Origin of the sequence: Sphingobium sp. Cam5-1 (assembly GCF_015693305.1) — a bacterium.
Lineage (GTDB): Bacteria > Pseudomonadota > Alphaproteobacteria > Sphingomonadales > Sphingomonadaceae > Sphingobium.
Map to the genome: position 1 here is coordinate 1316630 of NZ_CP065138.1, position 19608 is coordinate 1336237.

The 19608-nt window shown below is 62.0% G+C and carries 17 protein-coding genes and 2 tRNA genes; 13 read left to right on the forward strand and 6 right to left on the reverse strand.

From position 1 onward, the window contains the following. Window positions 1-13 precede the first annotated feature (13 nt). From IZV00_RS06660 to IZV00_RS06670, 3 genes are all read right to left on the reverse strand, one after another. Window positions 14-886 (reverse strand): transglutaminase family protein, encoded by an 873-nt coding sequence (locus IZV00_RS06660; RefSeq protein WP_196226340.1) that lies wholly within the window; start codon window positions 884-886, stop codon window positions 14-16. A 16-nt stretch (window positions 887-902) separates the two neighbouring features. Beyond that, window positions 903-1835, reverse strand: a complete 933-nt coding sequence (locus tag IZV00_RS06665; RefSeq protein ID WP_196226341.1) for an alpha-E domain-containing protein — start codon at window positions 1833-1835, stop codon at window positions 903-905. Between the two features lie 199 nt (window positions 1836-2034). Continuing rightward, a complete protein-coding gene (locus IZV00_RS06670) occupies window positions 2035-3444 on the reverse strand; it encodes a circularly permuted type 2 ATP-grasp protein (RefSeq protein ID WP_196226342.1) in 1410 nt (469 codons plus the stop codon). A 220-nt stretch (window positions 3445-3664) separates the two neighbouring features. Here IZV00_RS06670 and IZV00_RS06675 point away from each other — a divergent pair. Together IZV00_RS06675 and IZV00_RS06680 are read left to right on the forward strand one after the other, a co-directional pair. After that, window positions 3665-3741, forward strand: a tRNA-Met gene (locus tag IZV00_RS06675). Between the two features lie 131 nt (window positions 3742-3872). After that, on the forward strand, window positions 3873-4448 hold the full coding sequence (locus tag IZV00_RS06680; protein WP_230463321.1) for a hypothetical protein: 576 nt from the start codon (window positions 3873-3875) through the stop codon (window positions 4446-4448). An 8-nt stretch (window positions 4449-4456) separates the two neighbouring features. Here IZV00_RS06680 and IZV00_RS06685 read toward each other — a convergent pair whose 3' ends face one another. Next, on the reverse strand, window positions 4457-6355 hold the full coding sequence (locus tag IZV00_RS06685; RefSeq protein ID WP_196226344.1) for a potassium transporter Kup: 1899 nt from the start codon (window positions 6353-6355) through the stop codon (window positions 4457-4459). A gap of 189 nt (window positions 6356-6544) precedes the next feature. Between IZV00_RS06685 and IZV00_RS06690 the strand changes: the two genes are divergently transcribed. The 4 genes from IZV00_RS06690 (at window position 6545) to IZV00_RS06705 (ending at window position 11009) form a co-directional block, all read left to right on the forward strand. Further along, entirely contained in the window at window positions 6545-7771 is a 1227-nt protein-coding gene (locus IZV00_RS06690) for an NAD(P)/FAD-dependent oxidoreductase (RefSeq protein ID WP_196226345.1), read from the forward strand. A gap of 81 nt (window positions 7772-7852) precedes the next feature. Next, window positions 7853-8563, forward strand: a complete 711-nt coding sequence (locus IZV00_RS06695) for a head GIN domain-containing protein (protein WP_196226346.1) — start codon at window positions 7853-7855, stop codon at window positions 8561-8563. 321 nt (window positions 8564-8884) lie between these two features. After that, entirely contained in the window at window positions 8885-10159 is a 1275-nt protein-coding gene (locus IZV00_RS06700; RefSeq protein ID WP_196226347.1) for an ammonium transporter, read from the forward strand. Between the two features lie 4 nt (window positions 10160-10163). Beyond that, the gene (locus IZV00_RS06705) at window positions 10164-11009 is read left to right on the forward strand and encodes a glycosyltransferase family 2 protein (protein WP_196226540.1); all 846 of its coding nucleotides are present in this window, start codon (window positions 10164-10166) and stop codon (window positions 11007-11009) included. On the opposite strand, the gene IZV00_RS06710 is transcribed toward IZV00_RS06705, so the two are convergent. Next, window positions 11006-12337 (reverse strand): MFS transporter, encoded by a 1332-nt coding sequence (locus IZV00_RS06710; protein ID WP_196226348.1) that lies wholly within the window; start codon window positions 12335-12337, stop codon window positions 11006-11008. The two genes, IZV00_RS06705 and IZV00_RS06710, sit on opposite strands and share 4 nt — an antisense overlap. Before the next feature lie 130 nt (window positions 12338-12467). Here IZV00_RS06710 and cyoA point away from each other — a divergent pair, with 130 nt between their 5' ends. The 7 genes from cyoA (at window position 12468) to IZV00_RS06745 (ending at window position 19416) form a co-directional block, all read left to right on the forward strand. After that, complete coding sequence (gene cyoA / locus IZV00_RS06715) at window positions 12468-13646, forward strand: ubiquinol oxidase subunit II (RefSeq protein WP_443020067.1); 1179 nt, start codon at window positions 12468-12470, stop codon at window positions 13644-13646. A 153-nt stretch (window positions 13647-13799) separates the two neighbouring features. Further along, window positions 13800-15818 (forward strand): cytochrome o ubiquinol oxidase subunit I, encoded by a 2019-nt coding sequence (gene cyoB, locus IZV00_RS06720; protein ID WP_196226349.1) that lies wholly within the window; start codon window positions 13800-13802, stop codon window positions 15816-15818. A 6-nt stretch (window positions 15819-15824) separates the two neighbouring features. Further along, on the forward strand, window positions 15825-16469 hold the full coding sequence (cyoC, locus tag IZV00_RS06725) for a cytochrome o ubiquinol oxidase subunit III (protein ID WP_196226350.1): 645 nt from the start codon (window positions 15825-15827) through the stop codon (window positions 16467-16469). Further along, window positions 16466-16855, forward strand: coding sequence for a cytochrome o ubiquinol oxidase subunit IV (gene cyoD / locus IZV00_RS06730; protein ID WP_196226351.1), 390 nt, complete (start codon window positions 16466-16468; stop codon window positions 16853-16855). The genes cyoC and cyoD overlap by 4 nt, the downstream gene beginning before the upstream one ends. A 50-nt stretch (window positions 16856-16905) precedes the next feature. Further along, window positions 16906-17568, forward strand: a complete 663-nt coding sequence (locus IZV00_RS06735) for an SURF1 family protein (RefSeq protein ID WP_196226542.1) — start codon at window positions 16906-16908, stop codon at window positions 17566-17568. Then, entirely contained in the window at window positions 17565-18893 is a 1329-nt protein-coding gene (locus IZV00_RS06740; RefSeq protein WP_230463322.1) for an ATP-binding protein, read from the forward strand. The genes IZV00_RS06735 and IZV00_RS06740 overlap by 4 nt, the downstream gene beginning before the upstream one ends. Further along, complete coding sequence (locus IZV00_RS06745) at window positions 18883-19416, forward strand: response regulator transcription factor (protein WP_196226353.1); 534 nt, start codon at window positions 18883-18885, stop codon at window positions 19414-19416. The genes IZV00_RS06740 and IZV00_RS06745 overlap by 11 nt, the downstream gene beginning before the upstream one ends. Window positions 19417-19424: 8 nt before the next feature. Here IZV00_RS06745 and IZV00_RS06750 read toward each other — a convergent pair. Further along, window positions 19425-19498, reverse strand: a tRNA-Gly gene (locus tag IZV00_RS06750). Between the last annotated feature and the right edge of the window lie 110 nt (window positions 19499-19608).

Here is a 19608-nt window from a genome sequence, read left to right on the forward strand (position 1 = left end):
CTCCTATATCCGTTCAATCCTGCGGGATGGCAGGCTGAAGGCTTTGTTGTTGCTGCCGTTGCAGCTGCCTTTCTTCCACCCCTTCCTCCGCCTGCGCGATCCGAACGTCCGCGTCAATCCAGATATCGCCCGCCGCCGTCACGGACCCCCGGATGGGCGCCGCCACATTGGCATCCAGGCCCGACGCCAGCCGCAGATAGCGTTCCGTCACACAAATCCGGTTCGACGGATCGAACCCGACCCAGCCCAGATCCGGCACACACGCCTCAACCCAGGCGTGGGTTTCATGCAATGCAACGCCGCCCTCCGCGAGCAGATAGCCGGTCACATAGCGAGCCGGTATGCCGAGGGCGCGCGCGCCCGCGATGAATATCTGCGCATGGTCCTGACAAACCCCCGCCCCCAGTGCAAAAGCCTCTGCCGCCGTGGTATCCGAAGACGTCACGCCGCCCCGATAGGCCACAGCGTCGCTGACCGCCGCTGACAAGGCATGCAGCCGCGCCAGCGTACCCCCATCATCCGGCAGGGAAAGCGCCATGTCCCGAATGGCGTCGGAAGTTCGGGTCAGCTGCGTTTCCCGCAGAAAATAGACGGAGGGCACCCGGCCCTCACCATGGCCCAGAACGCCGCTCGTCTCGCTCGTCTCCGCCAACCCTTCGGCAACGATCACCGCATTGTCCAGCCGGTCATGCCGTATCCAGACAGCCTCCATCTCGCCAAAGCTGTTGCAGCGGAACCCTTCGACCGGCTCGCCATTTACGCTGACCCGCCATTCCACCACCCTTTGCGACGCCGTGTCGATCGGCATCAGCTTCAGGCGCATCGCCACCCGGCCTGCCGTCGCGGCATAACGATAGGTCGTCTGATGGCGGACCAGCAGTTTCAAGGTGTACGACGCTCCTTCATCCGAAATGATAGGTCTGCGCGATCTCCGCGCCTAATTGATTGGTCATCTTCAATCCGCCCAGCACGGTTTCATGCAGACCGACGCGGAAAATCTCGCCGCTGTCCAACTGTTCCAGATCGTTCACCATCCGCCGCACCGTGTCATGGCAGGTCCCCCGCCCATTGTGCCAACCCGCCAGCCGATTGAGCCGATAGTCAAGCTGTTCATAGCAATAGGCTACACTGCGCGGGAAAAGCCGGTTCAGCATCAGAAAATCGGTGATCTGCCAGGGCGTGTAGGTGCCGCCATAGACATGGTGATAGGCCCGCGCGCCCGACAGCGCATAGAGAACGGACGTCCACTGATAATGGTCCCGGTTTCCCCCGATCACCTCGGTCTCTGGCAACAGCACATAATATTTGACGTCGAGCAGCCGCAACGTCATCTGCGCCCGCTCCAGCGCCGACCCGGCACGCAGGAAGTCATGTCCTTCATTGCGCAACTGCCCGGAATGCGCCGCACCCCGGAAAGTCATGACCCGCGTCTTGACCCAATCGATCAGCGCCGGGAGCTGCTGCCGCGCTTCCCCCACATCATAGCTGTCCAGCTTGCGCCAACCTTCGTTCAGCGCCTCCCACATGTCCTGAGTCAGCATGGTGCGCGCCGACTTGGCATTGGCACGCGCCTTCAGCAGGCAGGACCGAATGGAACTCGGATTATCCAGGTCCAGCATCAGATAGGATATGGCGTCTCTCTCGGCCACCTGTATGCCTTCGGGGAACGGGCCATCGACCCCGGTTGCCCGCACGACCGACCGCCACTCATCGCGATGATGTGCCCCCGGCAGGATCGCCATGCGCTGTCCCATGGTAAGCAGACGAGCCGTAGCCTCCGCCCGCTCCATGTAACGCGCCATCCAGTAGAGATTTTCGGCAGTCCGGCTCAGCATGGGCTAAACTCCCTGTCAAACGAGAGCTTGGTTGCGCGGAGATTTGGTCCAGAGGGAGGCGAAAATGGCGCTGTTCGAGAACCGGCGCGCAGCGTGCTTAAGGCACGTGAGCACCGGAAGCGCAGAACAGTGCCATTTGCAGTCGAAACGAGGCACGTGACTCGTTTCGACTCTGGGCCAAATCTCCGCGCAACCCCCATCAGTCCTGCAACACCCATGTATCCTTCACCCCACCCCCCTGACTGGAGTTCACCACCAACGACCCTTCCGTCAGCGCAACTCGCGTCAGCCCGCCGGGCACCAGCCTGATCTGCTTGCCCACCAGACAATAGGGCCGGAAATCCGCATGCCGCCCAACCACCGAAGCCGGACCAAGAGTAGGCACGGTCGAAAGGTCCAGCGTTGGCTGCGCGATGAACTCACCCGGATTGGCCCTGATCCGCTCCGCATAGGCGGCGATCTCCGCACTGGTCGATTTGGGGCCGATCAGCATCCCATAGCCGCCCGATCCATGAACCTCCTTGGCCACCAACTCATGCAGATGTTCCAGCACATAGGCGCATTCATCCGGCTTCCCGCACTGCCACGTCTGGATATTTTCCAGGATCGGCTGCTCCCCCAGGTAAAATCGGATCATCTCCGGAACGTAGATATAGACCGCCTTGTCATCCGCGATCCCCGCGCCCGGCGCCGACGCCAGCGTCACCCCGCCATTGCGATACACGTTGAAGATGCCGGGAATGCCCAGCAGGCTGTCCGGCCGAAACACCAGCGGATCGAGATATTCGTCATCGATCCGGCGGTAAATGACATCGACCTGCCGGGGGCCAAGCGTCGTCTTCATCCACACCCGATCCTCATCGACGAACAGGTCGGCAGGCTCCACCAGCTCCACACCCATCAGGTCGGCCAGGAAGCTATGCTCATAATAGGCGCTGTTGAGCGATCCCGGCGTCAGCAGCACAACCACGGGATCGCCTTTGCACGCGGGCGGCGCGACTTCCTTCAGGCTCTTGAGCAACTCGGCAGGATAATCATCGACCGGAGCCACCAGCCCCTGCGCGAACAGCTCCGGGAACATGCGCGTCATAATCTCGCGATTTTCCAGCATGTAAGAAACGCCCGAGGGGGTGCGGCAATTATCCTCCAGCACCTCGAACCGCGAAGGGCCGGTACGGACAATGTCGATCCCGACGATATGGCTGTACACTTTTCCCGGCGGCGTGAAATCCGCCATTTCAGCGAGATAGGCACTGTTCTGATAGATGATATCGGCGGGCATGATCCCCGCCTTCACAATCTCTCCACGATGATAGACGTCATGCAGAAACGCGTTCAACGCCCGCGCCCGCTGCCTGATGCCCCGGTCCAGCACGCGCCATTCCTGCGCGGTGAAGATACGCGGCAACAGGTCGAACGGGATCAATCGCTCCGGATCGCCGCCCTCGCCATAAACCGCAAAGGTAATGCCGATACGTCTGAAGATCGCTTCCGCTTCATCCAACCTGCGGTTGAGCCCTGCGATACCTGTCCGCTCCACCCAATTCTGCACTTCGGCATAGCAAGGCCGTATCGAACCATCCGGCTCAAACATTTCGTGGAAGGGCAAAGCGTCGATCCTCCCTCGGGCATAGCCCGGTTGTGCATTGCAACATTAGTGCAACGTGCCCGAACGATTGCAAGCGCAAAAAAGTCGCAAGGCCATATTTCGCGGCTCCCATTCCCTGGCTCAGAGAATTTACATGGGCGACGCCAAACCCCGTTGACCCCACAAGCCCCTCTGCCTATAGCGCGCGCACCGCAGGGCGACTGCCCGGCGCAGCCCATGGGGCGGAGTAGCTCAGCTGGTTAGAGCAGCGGAATCATAATCCGCGTGTCGGGGGTTCAAGTCCCTCCTCCGCTACCAACGTTTATTCCACGTTTCTTAGCAGTATTATGCCCGACACCTGCCGTTTCCGCGGCTAGCGTGGTTCCGTTTTCTCCGGCTGAATAGTTAACCGCATTGCGCGCGCGCCATGCAGAGCCGATTGTAGCGCCATGCCCAACGCTCCCATGTTTGACGATGACGATCGAAAAATTGCTGCGCTCGATCAGCATTTTTTTCAATCGTCCGCGATGATCCGCCTAGAATCGATTAGCAATTTTGCTCAATCGCTATGGAAATCACTGATGATCGTTAATGGGGGCGCCATAGTCGCCCTCTTTACCCTGCTTGGAAATAGCGATTTAGCCGTGGATAGGTATTGGCTTTGGTGGGCGTTTTTCATGTTCGCCATCGGGCTCGGAACCACCCTCTTCTCAAACCTGACCGCCTATGTCACTCAGTCAGCTTACTGGCAGCAAGACATTTCCGGAGCTTGGAATGCACAGGAGCAAATGCACGGCAGATCTCCTAAGTGGGAGAAGAACGTAAACCGCAGTTCAGCCATCGGAAATGTTTTTGAATGGACGGCTTTAGTAAGCGCGATCATCGGCCTTGCCGCCTTTTTAGGTGGCTCTTGGTGTGCTCTGACCGCCGTGATCCCTGCGAGTAACTCTTCGCCTAGCGTCAAACCGACATCACACCTTGATCACCGCGTGGATGCAGCGGTCCACCATCGGCAATCGCCGTGATCGCTGGATCAGATTTCCAGCTGCGATCCCAGTTCCACCACCCGATTGGTCGGCAGCTTGAAAAACGCCATCGGGCTTTCCGCATTACGCACCATCCAGGCGAACAGCCGCTCGCGCCATATGGCCATGCCGGGGCGTGAGGACGGCACGAGCGTCTCACGGCTGAGGAAATAGCTGGTGTCAGCCACGCCGATCGGCCCGCCGCAGTCGCGCACCGCCTTCATCGCGGCTGGCACATCGACATTTTCCATGAAGCCATGGCGCAGGATCAGGCGATAGAAACCCGCGCCATGATCTTCGGCGCTGGTACGGCCGTCATAGGGCAAATGTGGGACATCCTCCGCCCGCACGGTCAGGATGATGTTGCGCTCATGCAGGATACGGTTGTGTTTGACGTTGTGAAGCAGGGCCGGCGGAACACCCTCCGTCGTTGAAGACAGAAAGATTGCCGTACCCGGCACCCGCTTCAACGACGCTCCGGCTGACTTGATGAACAAATCCAGGTCCATCGCATCTTCGCGCAGACGGTTGCGCATGATCCGCCGTCCCGTCGCCCAGGTCGTCAACGCCAGGAAAGCTATGGCCGCGACCAGCAGAGGGAACCATCCGCCATCCGGGATCTTCGTCGCATTCGACAGGAAATATGCGCCGTCGATGATCAGGAACAGGCCCGTCACCATGCCCGCGACGAAGGGGTTCCAACGCCATACGCTGAACATCAACGCTCCCATCATGCAGGTGGTGATGACCATGGTCCCGGTCACCGCAATACCATAGGCCGCCGCCAAATTGCTCGAACTGCCAAAGCCCAGCACCAGCATGATGACCAGCACCAGCAGCGTCCAGTTGATCAGCGGCACATAGATCTGCCCTGCCGCCGAAGCGCTGGTATGCAGGATGCGCAGGCGTGGCAGAAAACCCAGCTGCACCGCCTGCCGCGTCACGGAAAAGGCGCCGGATATGACCGCCTGGCTCGCAATCACCGTCGCCATTGTCGCCAGGATCACCAACGGCAACCTCGCCCATTCGGGAGCAAGCAGGAAGAACGGATTCTGCGCCGCCGCGGGCTCATCCAGCAGCAACGCCCCCTGCCCCAGATAATTGAGCATCAGGCACGGCAGCGCCGCATAAAGCCACGCGATGCTGATCGCCTTGCGCCCGAAATGCCCCATATCGGCATAGAGCGCCTCCGCCCCCGTCACCGCCAGCACCACCGATCCCAAAGCCAGAAAGGCCAGTTTCGGATCGATCAGGAAGAAGCGCAGCGCCCACCAAGGATTGACGATGGCGAAAATCTCCGGGTGCCGCATTATGTTGACGATACCCAGGATGGCAAGCGCCAGGAAATAGACCGCCATGATCGGCCCGAACAGCGCGCCGACTCGCGCCGTGCCGATGCTCTGGATAATGAACAGGGCGATCAGGATAACGATCGCGATCGGCAGCACCAGCGGCGTCAGCCCCGCCTGCACCACCGTCAGCCCCTCTACCGCCGACAGCACGGATACCGCCGGAGTAATGATCGCATCCCCGTAAAAGAGCGCGGTGGCAAGCACGCCCAGCGCCGCGATCGTCGGCGTCCATCGCGTCTCGCCCATCCGCCGCCCAATCAGCGCCAGCAACGCCATGCTGCCGCCTTCGCCATTATTGTCGGCGCGCAGGATGATGAACACATATTTGACCGTGACAACCAGCGTCATGGTCCAGAAGATCAGCGATAGCACGCCATAGATATGGGCCGGGTCGACCGTCAGAGGATGGTGGCCGACAAAGCTTTCCTTCAGCGCATAGAGTGGAGAGGTTCCGATGTCCCCAAACACCACCCCCAACGCGCCGAGCGCGAGGCCGTGTAGCGGACCATGCACCGCATGGCTTCCCCCGCTAACCAGCAAGTCCTTGTCAGCCATAAGGCAGAAAACCCCCAACTTTGGCGAGCGCCTATGCCACAACCAGGGATGGCAGCGCCATGGGGGACAGGCGGCGATCCGCTATTTTATATTTTGCCCCGCTTGTTCCAAAAGTCCCGCCTACCCCTTGTCAGTCCGGGGAAAGCGCGCCAAGGACGGCAGCAACTTGGACTGAGGGGATGCTGGCCGATGAGCCATTATGACGTTTTGATCGTGGGCGCGGGCCATGCAGGCGCTCAAGCGGCCATTTCGCTTCGTCAGCTCGGCTTTGAAGGATCCGTCGCCATGATCGGTGACGAAAAATACCCGCCCTATGAACGCCCGCCGCTGTCGAAGGAATATTTCGCGGGCGACAAGAGCTTCGATCGCATCCTCATCCGCCCCGCCGCCTTCTGGGAAGAGCGCAAGATCGACATGCTGCTCGGCCACCGGGTGAAGGCCGTCGATCCGGAAAATCAGACCGTCACCGCGGGCAATGAGCAGATTTCCTACGGCAAGCTCATCTGGTGCACCGGCGGCAGCCCGCGCATGCTGACCTGCGACGGCGCCGACGCGCCCAACGTCCATGCCGTCCGCCGCCGCGACGATGTCGATGCCATGATGGCGAAGATGGACCAGATCGACCATGTCGTCGTGATCGGCGGCGGCTATATCGGGCTGGAAGCAGCCGCCGTGCTGACGAAGTTCGGCAAGAAGGTCGTGCTGCTCGAAGCGCTCGACCGCGTCCTCGCCCGCGTCGCGGGTGAAGAACTCTCCCGCTTCTACGAAGCTGAACATCGCGCCCATGGCGTCGATCTGCGCACGGGCGCCAGGATGGACTGCATCGAGGTGCAGGACGGCAAGGCGACCGCCGTGCTGATGCAGGATGGCGAGCGGATCGAAACCGACATGGTGATCGTCGGCATCGGCATCATCCCCGAAACCGGCCCGTTGATCGCGGCAGGCGCTGCTGGCGGCAACGGCGTCGATGTCGACGAATATTGCCGCACCAGCCTGCCCAACATCTATGCCGTGGGCGACTGCGCATCCCACGCCAACCGTTTCGCGCGCGGCGCCCAGCTTCGGCTTGAGTCCGTCCAGAACGCCAATGATCAGGCCAAGACCGCCGTCGCTCACATCATGGGCAAGGAAGAAGCCTATGACGCTGTGCCCTGGTTCTGGTCCAACCAATATGATCTGAAGCTCCAGACCGTGGGTCTTTCGATCGGCCATGACCACACCATCCTGCGCGGCGATCCGGCGACCCGCAGCTTTTCGGTCCTGTATCTGAAGGCCGGAAAGCTCATCGCGCTCGACTGCGTCAATGCGGTAAAGGACTATGTGCAGGGCCGCGCCCACGTCCTTTCCGGCGACCTCCTCGATCAGGCGCAGCTTGCCGATTCCTCGGTCCCGCTAAAGGAAGTCGGCCTGGCCTAAGGGCTCGTCATCGGCACTTGCCCCCGCGCAAAGCGTTGCTATCACCTTGAAGCAACGTGCTTTGTAACGAAAGGTCGGGCCATGACAGGTCGATTGCGGCAGTTCCTCTGGCCCCTGATCGCAAGCACTGCGCTGCTGCCCCTGCCCGCCGCATCGGCAACGCGCGGCTATACCATCACCAGCTTCGACGCGATCCGGGTCGATGCGCCTGTGGAGGTGATCATCACCACGGGCGCTGGCGCTTCCGCCAAAGTCGATGGCGATCAATCGCTGATCGAAAGGTTGCATATCGATGTGTCGGGGCGCCTGCTGACCATCAGGATGGACCGCGCCCAACCCGGCGAGAAAAGCGGCGGCCGTGCCACCGTCCGGCTCTCGACCGGCACGCTTGAAAGGCTGGTTCTGACCGGCGGCGGCTCCATCTCGGTCAGCCGGATGAAGGGTTTACGCGGAGAGATCGTACTTGGCGGCAATGGCGATGTCAGCGTCGCGGCGGTTGACCTCGATCAGCTCAGCCTCGGCCTCGCAGGCGCAGGCCGCGCAACGCTGGCCGGTCGAGCCGCAATAGCGACAGTGCGCGTAAATGGTCCGGGCGCCGTGGCTGCCGACGGCCTGCGCGTTCGTCAGGCGACGGTCAGCAATGACGGCCCGGGCAATGTCGCCCTGACCGCAGACGTAACCGCCAAAATATCGGCATCAGGCTCGGGTGACGTCACCGTGATCGGCAAGGCCGCCTGCCAGGTCGAAAATCGCGGCACCGGCCGCATCTCCTGCGGCGGCGAAGCCTTTTAGAGCTTGATCGTCCTACACTGAAGCATCGGCAAAGGCTGATTTTCCGTCACCCCGGGCTCGACCCGGGGTCCCGCTGCCTCGGCGGCGTCAGAAAAAGAGCGGGACCCCGGATCAAGTCCGGGGTGACGATCACTCAAACGTGATCATGTTCTATGTGCCGTGGCTTTCATCGCGATCACCTAACCCCGTTCGGGCTGAGCTTGTCGAAGCCCCTTCTCTTTCTTGAAAACCCCGCCCCCACAACTGCCCCCCCACTAACCTTATCAAAGTGTTTACCGCCACCCCATAGACATAAGGCACCAGCCATTGCCGGATCGTCCCATGTTCGCCCGTGCCCTCCTCCTCTTCCTCTTCATGGCCTCGCCCCAAACGGCAGAAGCACAGGGTGTGGTGGCCGTCGCGGACAGCGGAGACACGGCCTGGATGATCCTCTGCGCCCTCCTCATACTGCTCGCCGGGATTCCGGGCCTGCTCCTACGCCATGCAGGCCTCGTCAATGTGCGAAGCGCGCTCTCGGCAAGCACCCAGCTTCTCGTCGTCGCGGCGGGCGCATCGCTCGCCTGGGCCATCGCGGGTTATAGCCTCAGCTTCGCACCGGGCAGCGCATGGCTCGGCGGCGGAGCGAACCTCCTACTCGCCAACCTCGGCTCCCTGAAGGCTGGCCTGACCGTTCCCGAATCCGCCTTCGTCCTGTTCCAGATGGCCTTGGCACTCTTTGCCGTCTGCCTCCTCCCCGGCGCCACGGCGGGACGCGCGCGCTTTGGCTGGATGGCGGCCCTTGCCCCGCTCTGGCTGCTGATCGTCTATGCCCCGCTGGTTCATGGCATCTGGGGCGGCGGCTGGCTTGCAGCGCTCGGAGTCATCGACTTTTCCGGCGGCCTTGTCATGCACATGAGCGCAGGCTTTTCCGCGCTCGCGCTCTCCCTGATCCTTGGCCGCCGCCCCCGACATGCCGCCACGAGCCACGCCCCGATGCTCAGCCTCGCGGGTGGCGCATTGATCTGGATCGGCTGGGCGGGCATTTCCGGCGGCTGGGCTCTTGGCGCCACAGACAATGCCGCCACAGCCATCCTCAACACGCATTTCGCGACCTGCGCGGGCGCGCTCGCATGGGCGCTGTCGGATCGCGCCGCGACCGGCCGCATCAGCGCCACAGGCATCATGTCGGGCGCTGTCGCTGGTCTCGCCGCCATCTCTTCCTCCGCCGCCCTTTCGGGTCCCGGAGGCGCCATGCTGATCGGCCTTGGCGCCGCCCTTCTCTGCCGCATCGCAAAGGCAACGTTCGGGCGCGGCGTCGATGATCCGGCGTCGGTCTTCCTGCTCCATGGGCTAGGCGGCCTGATCGGCGCCCTGCTGTTGCCGCTCTTTGTTCAGCCGCTCCTTGGCGGCGTAGGTTTCGAAGGCGACATCAGCCTCACCGGGGCAATGCTAAGCCAATTGGCCGGTGTCATTGCCGTCGCCCTCTGGTCCATGGCGGGAACCTCTATCGTCGCGCTGCTGCTATCGGTCGTACTGCCCATGCGTCTAACGGCAGAGGAAGCCGCAGAGGGCCTTGATCAGGTCGACCATGGCCAACAAGGCTGGGACTTCCGCTAACATCATGGGCATCGCGGTCGGCATCTTCGCCCATCAGGAGGAGCGGCGGATCGGCACCTGCCTCGCCTCGCTCCCGCTGGATCGGGCGGACACCATCTATCATGTCCTAGTCAACGGCTCGACCGACGCCACCGCCGCCCGCGCCCGCGAAGCCGTCGGCGGGCGAGCCAATGTCCGGGTGCATGACATCGCCCAGGGCGGCAAATCACGAACATGGAACCACATGATCCATGATCTGCTGGACGGAACCGACGAAGCCGTCATCCTCCTCGACGGCGACGCCCAGATCGCGCCCGGCTCCATCGACGCGTTGGTGCGGGCGGTGGCAAGCGACGGGATCAATGCGGCGGCGGGCATGCCGCTCAACGGCCGCATGGCCGCGCATTACCGCCAACTGCTGTCAACAGACGGCGGCCTCTTCGGCGATCTTTATGCACTGTCCGGCCATTTCGTGAACCGCATCCGCGCGCGCCGGTTGCGCCTGCCCAATGATCTGATCGGCGACGATGGCCTCGTCGCCGCCTGGGCTCATACCGATCTGCAAACTGACGTCGCCTGGCAACGTGAGCGTGTCATCGCTTGCGAAGAAGCCGGCTTCCTCTGCGAACCCGTCCGCCTCACCAGCCCTGCAAGCTGGCGCATGCAATATCGCCGGATGACCAACTATTCGCTGCGCTTCTTCCAGAACCGCATCGTCTCCGACATCATGGGTGGGCAAGGACCTGACGCCCTGCCGCGCGAACTGCGCAGCCTCTACGCCGCATGGCTCCCCCGCTTAGCGCCTCGCTCCGGCCCCACCGGCTGGTTCGACCGAAAGGCACTTGCACGGATGAGGCAGGCAGCCGCTTAGCGGTCCTTGCCCGCCAGCTCCTTGTTGATGAACAGCGCCAGCCCCGTCACCACCGCGCCCGAAAACAGATAAGCACCCGAAGCCGCCAGCCCAAATGTGACCGACAGCGCCAGCGCCACCAGCGGCGCAAACCCCGCCCCCACCAGCCAGGCAAGGTCCGAAGTCAGCGCAGACCCCGTATAGCGCGTCGCCGTCGAAAAGTTGGACGCAACCACGCCCGAAGACTGCCCAAAGCTCAATCCCAGCAGCATGAAGCCCAGGATCATGAAAGCGATCTCCGCCAGCTCGCCACCATTGAGCAGCAACGGCGCGGCAATGCTGAATATCGCAATCCCCAGCGCCGACCATGCCAGCAGCTTCCGCCGCCCCACCATGTCCGCGACAAAGCCCGAAACGACGATCGCCAGCACGCCCACGCTCGCCCCAATCGCCTCGATCACTAGAAAGCGTTCCAGCGGCTGTTTCGTATAAAGCGCGATCCACGACAGCGGGAAAACCGACACCAGGTGGAACAGCGCAAAGCTCGCCAGCGGAGCGAAGGCGCCAATCACGATATTCCGCCCCTCCGTCCGCACCGTTTCCAGCACCGGAGAAGGCTGCAACTCCCGCGCCTCGAACAATCGCTCAAACTCATGCGTCACCACGATCCGCAGCCGCGCAAACAGCGCCACCACATTGATCGCGAACGCCACGAAGAAGGGATAGCGCCAGCCCCAATCCAGGAAATCCGCCCGCGACAGATTAAACAGGAAGAAAGCGAACAACCCACTCGCCACCACTAACGCCAGCGGCGCGCCCAGCTGCGGCATCATCGCATACCAGCCGCGCTTATTCTGCGGCGCATTCAGCGACAGCAGCGACGCCAACCCATCCCATGTCCCGCCCAGCGCCACGCCCTGCCCCGCCCGGAATATAGCCAGCAACACCGCCGACCATATGCCCGCTGTCTCATAGCCCGGCAGGAATGCGATGAAGGCCGTCGATCCGCCCAGCAGGAACAGCGCGATAGTAAGCTTCACGCCCCGCCCATAAGCCCGATCCACAGCCATGAAGATGAACGACCCGATCGGCCGCGTCACAAACGCCAGCGCAAAGATGGCGAAGGACCAAAGCGTCCCCGCCAAGGGGCTCAAAAAGGGAAAGACATGCGCCGGAAACACGATGCACGACGCGATCGCATAAACGAAAAAGTCGAAAAATTCTGACGTCCGCCCGATGATCACGCCAATCGCGATCTCCCCCGGCGCGACCTTATGATCCCGCGCCGTCACAAGGCGTGCATCGCGCTCCATCTGCGTGGAGGATGGCGTGGTGGTCGCGGCGTTCATCGGTCTGGACTGGCCTTCATGCTGCGGGAACGAACCATGCCAAACATCGTTGCAGCATAGCGAATCGCCCCGGTGGTCGAAAGGCCATTGCCCTATTTTGCGCCTGCGAGGGGATAGGACAAAAGGTCCAATGTCGATCGCCAAGCATCCCACTTATGCGGGCTTCATGACCGCATGCCCTCGCCCCTTTTCCCGAGCTTTTCTGCGCCGAATCGCGCCCTTGCTGCTGCTGCCGCTCGGCGCATGCAACTGGGTGGTCATGTCCCCCGCGGGCGATGTCGCAGTGCAGCAGCGTGACCTGATAGTCATTTCGACGCTGCTCATGCTGCTCATCATCCTGCCCGTCATGGCCACGACCATCTGGTTCGCCTGGCGCTATCGGGAAAAGGCGCAGGCGAAGGATTATGATCCCGATTGGGACCATTCGACCAGCCTTGAGCTGCTGATCTGGTCCGCCCCGCTGCTGATCATCATCGCCCTTGGCGCGATCACCTGGACCAGCACCCACCTGCTGGACCCGTACCGCCCGATCGAGCGCATCGACCATCAGCGCAAGGTCGAACCCACTGCCAAGCGCCTCCAGGTCGAAGTCGTCGCGCTCGACTGGAAATGGCTGTTCATCTACCCAGAACTCGGCATCGCCACGGTGAACGAACTCGCCGCGCCCATCGATCAGCCGATCGAGTTCAAGATCACCTCGTCGACGCTGATGAACAGCTTCTTCGTTCCCGCGCTAGCAGGCCAGATCTACGCCATGCCCGGCATGCAGACGGTCCTTCATGCCGTCGCCAACAAGCCCGGCAATTTCGAAGGCTTCTCCGCCAACTATTCCGGCGCAGGCTTCTCCCACATGCGCTTCCGTTTCAAGGCGATGGATCAGGCAGGCTTCGACAAATGGGTCGCGCAGGTGAAGGCCAGCAAGGCGACACTCGACCGCGCCACCTATGTGAAGCTGGAGCAGCCGAGCGAAAAGGTGCCGCCCATGTATTTCGCAGGCGTCGAGCCAAAGCTGTTCCACGCCGCCCTCAACATGTGCGCCCAGCCAGGCAAGCGCTGCATGGATGAGGTCATGATGACTGACATGATGGGCGGCGGCGGCAAGGAATCGGCGCGCGACACCGAAGGGCTGCGCCATGACGGCACGATCGATGTCGGCGGCTTTCATCCAGTTGAGCCCGGCAAGAAAGGCGAGATCGCGCAGCCCGTCGGCATGACGCCAGCCGCCGAGCGCACGCCCGCTGCACAAGGCCATGAGGCTCCGGGGCAGAAGGATGCCGATGGGCATGCAGGCGGTCACCATGGACATTAATCCCGCCGGTTCGAGGCAGCGCCCGACCCCCGTTCGTGTCGAGCGTAGTCGAAACACGGTAAGCGCTGTGCCAGCGTTTCTCGACTACGCTCGAAACGAACGGAAATTTGTTCGGCATCAGCCCTCCCCCTCCCTCCCAAGGCCCTGACCCCCATGTCCCCTCATCCCGCATCCGAAAATAGCGGCATCTGGAAACTGATCTTCGGCCGCCTCGACTGGAGCGCCGTCCCGATCCACGAGCCGATCGTCATGGGCACCTTCGTGGCGGTCGTCATCGGTGGCGCGGCCATCCTCGGCCTCGTCACCAAATACCGCCTCTGGGGCATGCTCTGGCGCGACTGGTTCACGACAGTGGATCACAAGCGCATAGGCATCATGTACATGATCCTGGGCCTCATCATGTTCCTGCGCGGGTTTGCCGATGCGCTGATGATGCGCCTGCAACAGGCTTGGGCCTTCAACGGCTCCGAAGGCTATCTGAACGCGCACCACTATGATCAGATATTCACGGCGCATGGCGTCATCATGATCTTCTTCGTCGCCATGCCGATGATCACCGGGATCATGAACTATATGGTCCCGCTGCAAATCGGCGCGCGGGACGTCAGCTTCCCTTTCCTCAATAATTTCAGCTTCTGGATGACGACCGCAGGCGCCGTCATCACCATGATGTCGCTGTTCGTGGGCGAGTTCGCCCGCACCGGCTGGCTCGCCTACCCACCCCTGTCAGGCATCGCTTACAGCCCCGGTGTAGGCGTCGATTATTATATCTGGGGCCTTCAGATAGCAGGCATCGGCACACTCCTGTCAGGCGTCAACCTGATCGCAACCATCGTAAAGATGCGCGCGCCCGGCATGAGCATGATGAAGCTCCCCATCTTCGTGTGGACCTCACTCTGCTCGAACATCCTGATCGTCGCCGCCTTCCCGGTGCTGACCGCCGTCCTCGCGCTGCTCAGCCTCGACCGCTATGTCGGCACCGCCTTCTTCACCAACGACATGGGCGGCAACCCCATGATGTATGTGAACCTCATCTGGATCTGGGGCCATCCAGAGGTCTACATCCTCATCCTGCCGCTGTTCGGCGTGTTCAGCGAAGTCACCTCGACCTTCTCGTCGAAACGGCTCTTCGGCTATTCCTCGATGGTCTATGCGACGGTCGTCATCGCGATCCTCAGCTACCTGGTCTGGCTGCACCATTTCTTCACCATGGGATCAGGCGCCAGCGTCAACAGCTTCTTCGGCATCACGACGATGGTCATCTCGATTCCCACGGGCGCCAAGCTCTTCAACTGGCTCTTCACCATGTATCGCGGCCGCATCCGGTTCGAACTGCCGATGATGTGGACGGTCGCCTTCATGCTGACCTTCGTGGTCGGCGGCATGACCGGCGTGCTGCTCGCCGTGCCGCCAGCAGACTTCGTGCTGCACAACTCGCTGTTCCTGATCGCGCATTTCCATAACGTGATCATCGGCGGCGTGCTGTTCGGCCTGTTCGCGGCGATCAACTATTGGTGGCCTAAGGCGTTCGGTTTCAAGCTGGACCGGACCTGGGGCGTACGCAGCTTCTGGCTGTGGGTCGTCGGCTTCTGGGTCGCGTTCATGCCGCTCTATATCCTGGGACTCATGGGCGTCACCCGCCGCATGCGCGTGTTCGATGATCCAAGCCTCCAAATCTGGTTCCAGATCGCAGCCCTTGGCGCCCTCATGATCGCGGCCGGCATCGCCTGCATGCTGATCCAGTTCGCCGTCAGCATCATCAACCGCGACAAGCTGCGCGACACGACCGGCGATCCCTGGGACGGCCGCACGCTCGAATGGGCGACCAGCTCGCCACCGCCCGACTATAACTTCGCCTTCACGCCCGTCATTCATGATGGCGACGCATGGGCGGACATGAAGAAGCGCGGCTATCAGCGGCCTCTCTCGGGCTATGAAGCAATCCACATGCCCAGCAACACCGGCACCGGCGTCATCATCGCAGGGCTCTCCGTGGCCTTCGGCGTCGGCATGATCTGGTACATGTGGTGGCTTGCGGCCTTAAGCTTCGTCGGCATCCTCGCCGTCACGATCGCTCACACCTTCAACTACAAGCGCGACTTCTACATCCCGAAAGATGTCGTCGAGCGCACAGAGGGCGAGCGCACGCGCCAGCTCGCGATGCAGGGTTAACAGCACATGGCAAGCGCACCCACTGTTGACGCCGCTTTCCTCGACAAGGACGGCAATCCGCTCTTCCATCTGGAGCATGAGCCGCACCATCCGGAAGGCTCCAGCACCATGCTGGGCTTCTGGATATACCTGATGAGCGATTGCCTCATCTTCGCCTGCCTGTTCGCCACCTATGCGGTGCTGGGCGGCAGCTATGCGGCGGGGCCTAGCCCGAAGGACCTGTTCGACCTGCCGCTCGTCGCGCTCAACACCGCGATGCTGCTTTTCTCCTCCATCACCTATGGCTTTGCCATGCTGGCGATGGAAAAGAACCGGGTGGCGGCGACGCAGGGCTGGCTAGCCATCACCGGCATGTTCGGCCTCGCCTTCCTGTCGATCGAACTGTACGAGTTCGCGCACCTCATCCATGAAGGCGCGACCCCGATGCGGTCGGGCTTCCTGTCGGCCTTCTTCACGCTGGTGGGCACCCACGGTCTGCACGTCACCTTCGGCACGATCTGGCTGGTGACGCTGATGGTGCAGGTCGCCAAAAAGGGCCTGATTCCCGCCAACCAGCGCCGCCTCATGTGCCTGTCGATGTTCTGGCATTTCCTCGACGTCGTCTGGATCGGCGTTTTCACCTTCGTCTATCTCATGGGGATGCTGCGATGAGCGCGCACGACCACAGCCATCACGACGCCCATCATGGCGACAACCACGCCCATGGCACCTTGGGCAGCTACATGATCGGGTTCGGCCTGTCGGTCATCCTGACGGCCATCCCCTTCTGGCTCGTCATGACCGGCGTGCTGGGCGATCCGCAGCTGACCGCCTTCACCATCATGGGCTTTGCGGTGGTACAGATCCTGGTTCACATGATCTACTTCCTGCACATGAACACCCGGTCGGAAGGCGGCTGGACGATGCTGGCGCTGATCTTCACGATCGTGCTGGTCGTTATCACGCTCGCCGGGTCCATCTGGGTCATGTATCATCTCAACCATAATATGATGCCGCAAATGGATATGAGCGTGCATGACATGAGCCAGATGCCGTGACAGCCCCCAAGCCCCGCCGTCGATCGGCGGGGTTCCTGATCGCTTTTACAATGGCCGCCGCACTGGCGGTCTCCGGGCTGCTCAGCCTTGGCGTCTGGCAAATCCATCGCCTCGCGTGGAAGCGCGACCTGATCGCAAAGGTCGAAAGCCGTGTTCACGCCGCCCCTGTCCCGGCTCCTCCTTCGGCCAGGGACAAAGACGCCTACACCCGAGTGATCGCGACCGGCCATTTCCTGCACGACCGCGCGACTTTGGTACAGGCTTCCACGGTTCGCGGGGCAGGCTTCTGGGTGCTGACTCCGCTCATGACCGATCGTGGCTTCACCCTGCTCGTCAACCGCGGCTTCATCCCGCCTGATGCGCGGAACGGCTATTCACGGCCGGAAGGGAGCGTCCAGATAAGGGGCCTCATGCGCCTCACCGAACCGGGCGGCGGCTTCCTGCGCGCCAACGATCCTGCCGCAAATCGCTGGTATTCACGTGACATTGCCGCCATCACCGCCGCGCGCCAGCTTCGCCCGCCGGTCACAAACTATTTCATCGACGCCGAACGCAACGGCCCGCCAGCATCCCTTCCCATGGGCGGCCTGACCGTCCTTACCTTCCCCAACAGCCATCTTTCCTATGCCCTCACATGGTTCGCGCTGGCGGCAATGGCGGCTGGCGCCTACATCTTCGTCATGCGCCATGAATGGAAGGAAAGACGGTCTTGAAGCGGTGGCTATCCACCGGCGCCCGCCTGCTGCCCAGCCAATGGCCAGCGGACGCAGCAGGGCGCAAGAATATGGCGCTGCTCGCTCAGCTTCGCTGGATCGCGATCGCCGGACAGGTCGCGACGATCCTGTTCGTGCATTGGGGCATGGGGATCAGCTTGCCTGTCGCGGCCATGCTGCTGGTAGCCTCCATCGGAGCAGCCGTGAATGTCGTCACCTTTGCAACCCTGCGCCGCCGGACCGACGTTGCGCGCGTCGAACTGTTCCTGGCGCTCGTCTTCGACGTGCTGCTACTGACGACCCAGCTTTATCTCAGCGGTGGCGCGACCAATCCCTTCATTGCGCTCTACCTCCTCCAGGTGGCGCTGGGCGCGGTGCTGCTCGACCGCTGGAGCATCTGGGGCATCGTCCTCCTGTCGCTGCTCTGCGCGGCGATGCTGTCCCTCGTCTATCGGCCGCTGGAGCTTACCGACGCGCTGGAGGGGCGCCTCTTCGACCTCCACATCCTCGGCACCTGGATCTGCCTTGCCATGATCGCGGTGCTGCTGGTCCTTTTCATGAGCCGGGTGACCCGAAACCTCCAGGCTCGCGAGGCCTATCTCGCCCAGCTACGCCAGCAGGCGGCGGAGGAAGAACATATCGTCCGCATGGGCCTCCTAGCCTCAGGCGCCGCCCATGAACTCGGCACCCCCCTCTCCCAGCTCGCTGTCGTGCTCGGCGACTGGCGCCACATGCCCGAAATCACCGCACACCCCTCGCTTCTCGAAGAGGTCGGCGAGATGCAGGCAGCCGTCCAACGCTGCAAACAGATATTGACAGGCATTCTCATTTCCTCAGGAGAAGCCCGAGGCGAAGCTCCAAAAGTCACGCCAATTCTCGATTTCATTCTTGAAATCGCCCAAAGCTGGCGCTCCACAAATCCCACCATCCCCCTCCGCTGCGATTTCGGCCCCCACGATTATCCCCGCATCATCGCCGATCCCGTCATCCGCCAAGCCATCACAAACCTTCTCGACAACGCCCGCGAAGCAGGCGCCACCTACATCGACCTGCTCATCGGGCGCGACAGCAACTCACTCAACATCGCCGTCCGCGACAATGGCAAGGGCTTCAGCGAACAGATGCTCGCCGATTTCGGCAAACCCTACCGCTCCAGCAAAGGCAAACAAGGCAGCGGCCTCGGCCTCTTCCTGGTCGTGAATGTGGTCCGAAAACTCGGCGGCAACGTCTCCGCCAGCAATGGCGCGGACGGCGGCGCACTCATCCTGCTCCGCCTGCCGCTCAGTACAGTCGCCTTCGAAGAGGAGTTGCCCAATGGAGGATGACCGGCTGCTGGTCGTCGTCGAGGATGACGAAGCCTTCGCCAAAACGCTCAAGCGCTCTTTTGAACGGCGCGGCTATCAGGTCCTGACCGCTGACAACCATGCCACCCTTCTCGCCCTGCTCGAGAAACACCGTCCCCGCTATGCAGTAGTCGATCTGAAGCTCGCATCTGAGTCCGGTCTGGTTTGCGTCCAGACACTTCATGCCCATGATCCCGACATGCTGATCGTCGTCCTGACCGGCTTCGCCAGCATCGCGACCGCTGTCGAAGCGATCAAGCTCGGCGCGTCGCACTATCTCGCCAAGCCGTCGAACACGGATGATATCGAAGCAGCATTCGCCCGGTCGACTGGCGACCCATCGACCCCCGTCGCCCCACGTCCGACATCGATCAAGACGCTTGAATGGGAGCATATTCATGAGGTTTTGAAGGACAGCGAATTCAACATATCCGAAGCAGCGCGACGCCTCGGCATGCATCGCCGGACGTTGGCACGAAAGCTCGCCAAGCGGCAGGTCGGCTGATGCAGGAATGGAGCGGGTGAAGGGAATCGAACCCTCGTCGTAAGCTTGGGAAGCTTCTGCTCTGCCATTGAGCTACACCCGCAACGCCGCCGGGATTAGCGGCTGATCCGGGGAAGGTCAACGATCTCCCTCAGCCCGCCAAAAAGCTCCCCGCATGGGCTCCTCCCCCCAAACCCCTCAAAAATATGCGTT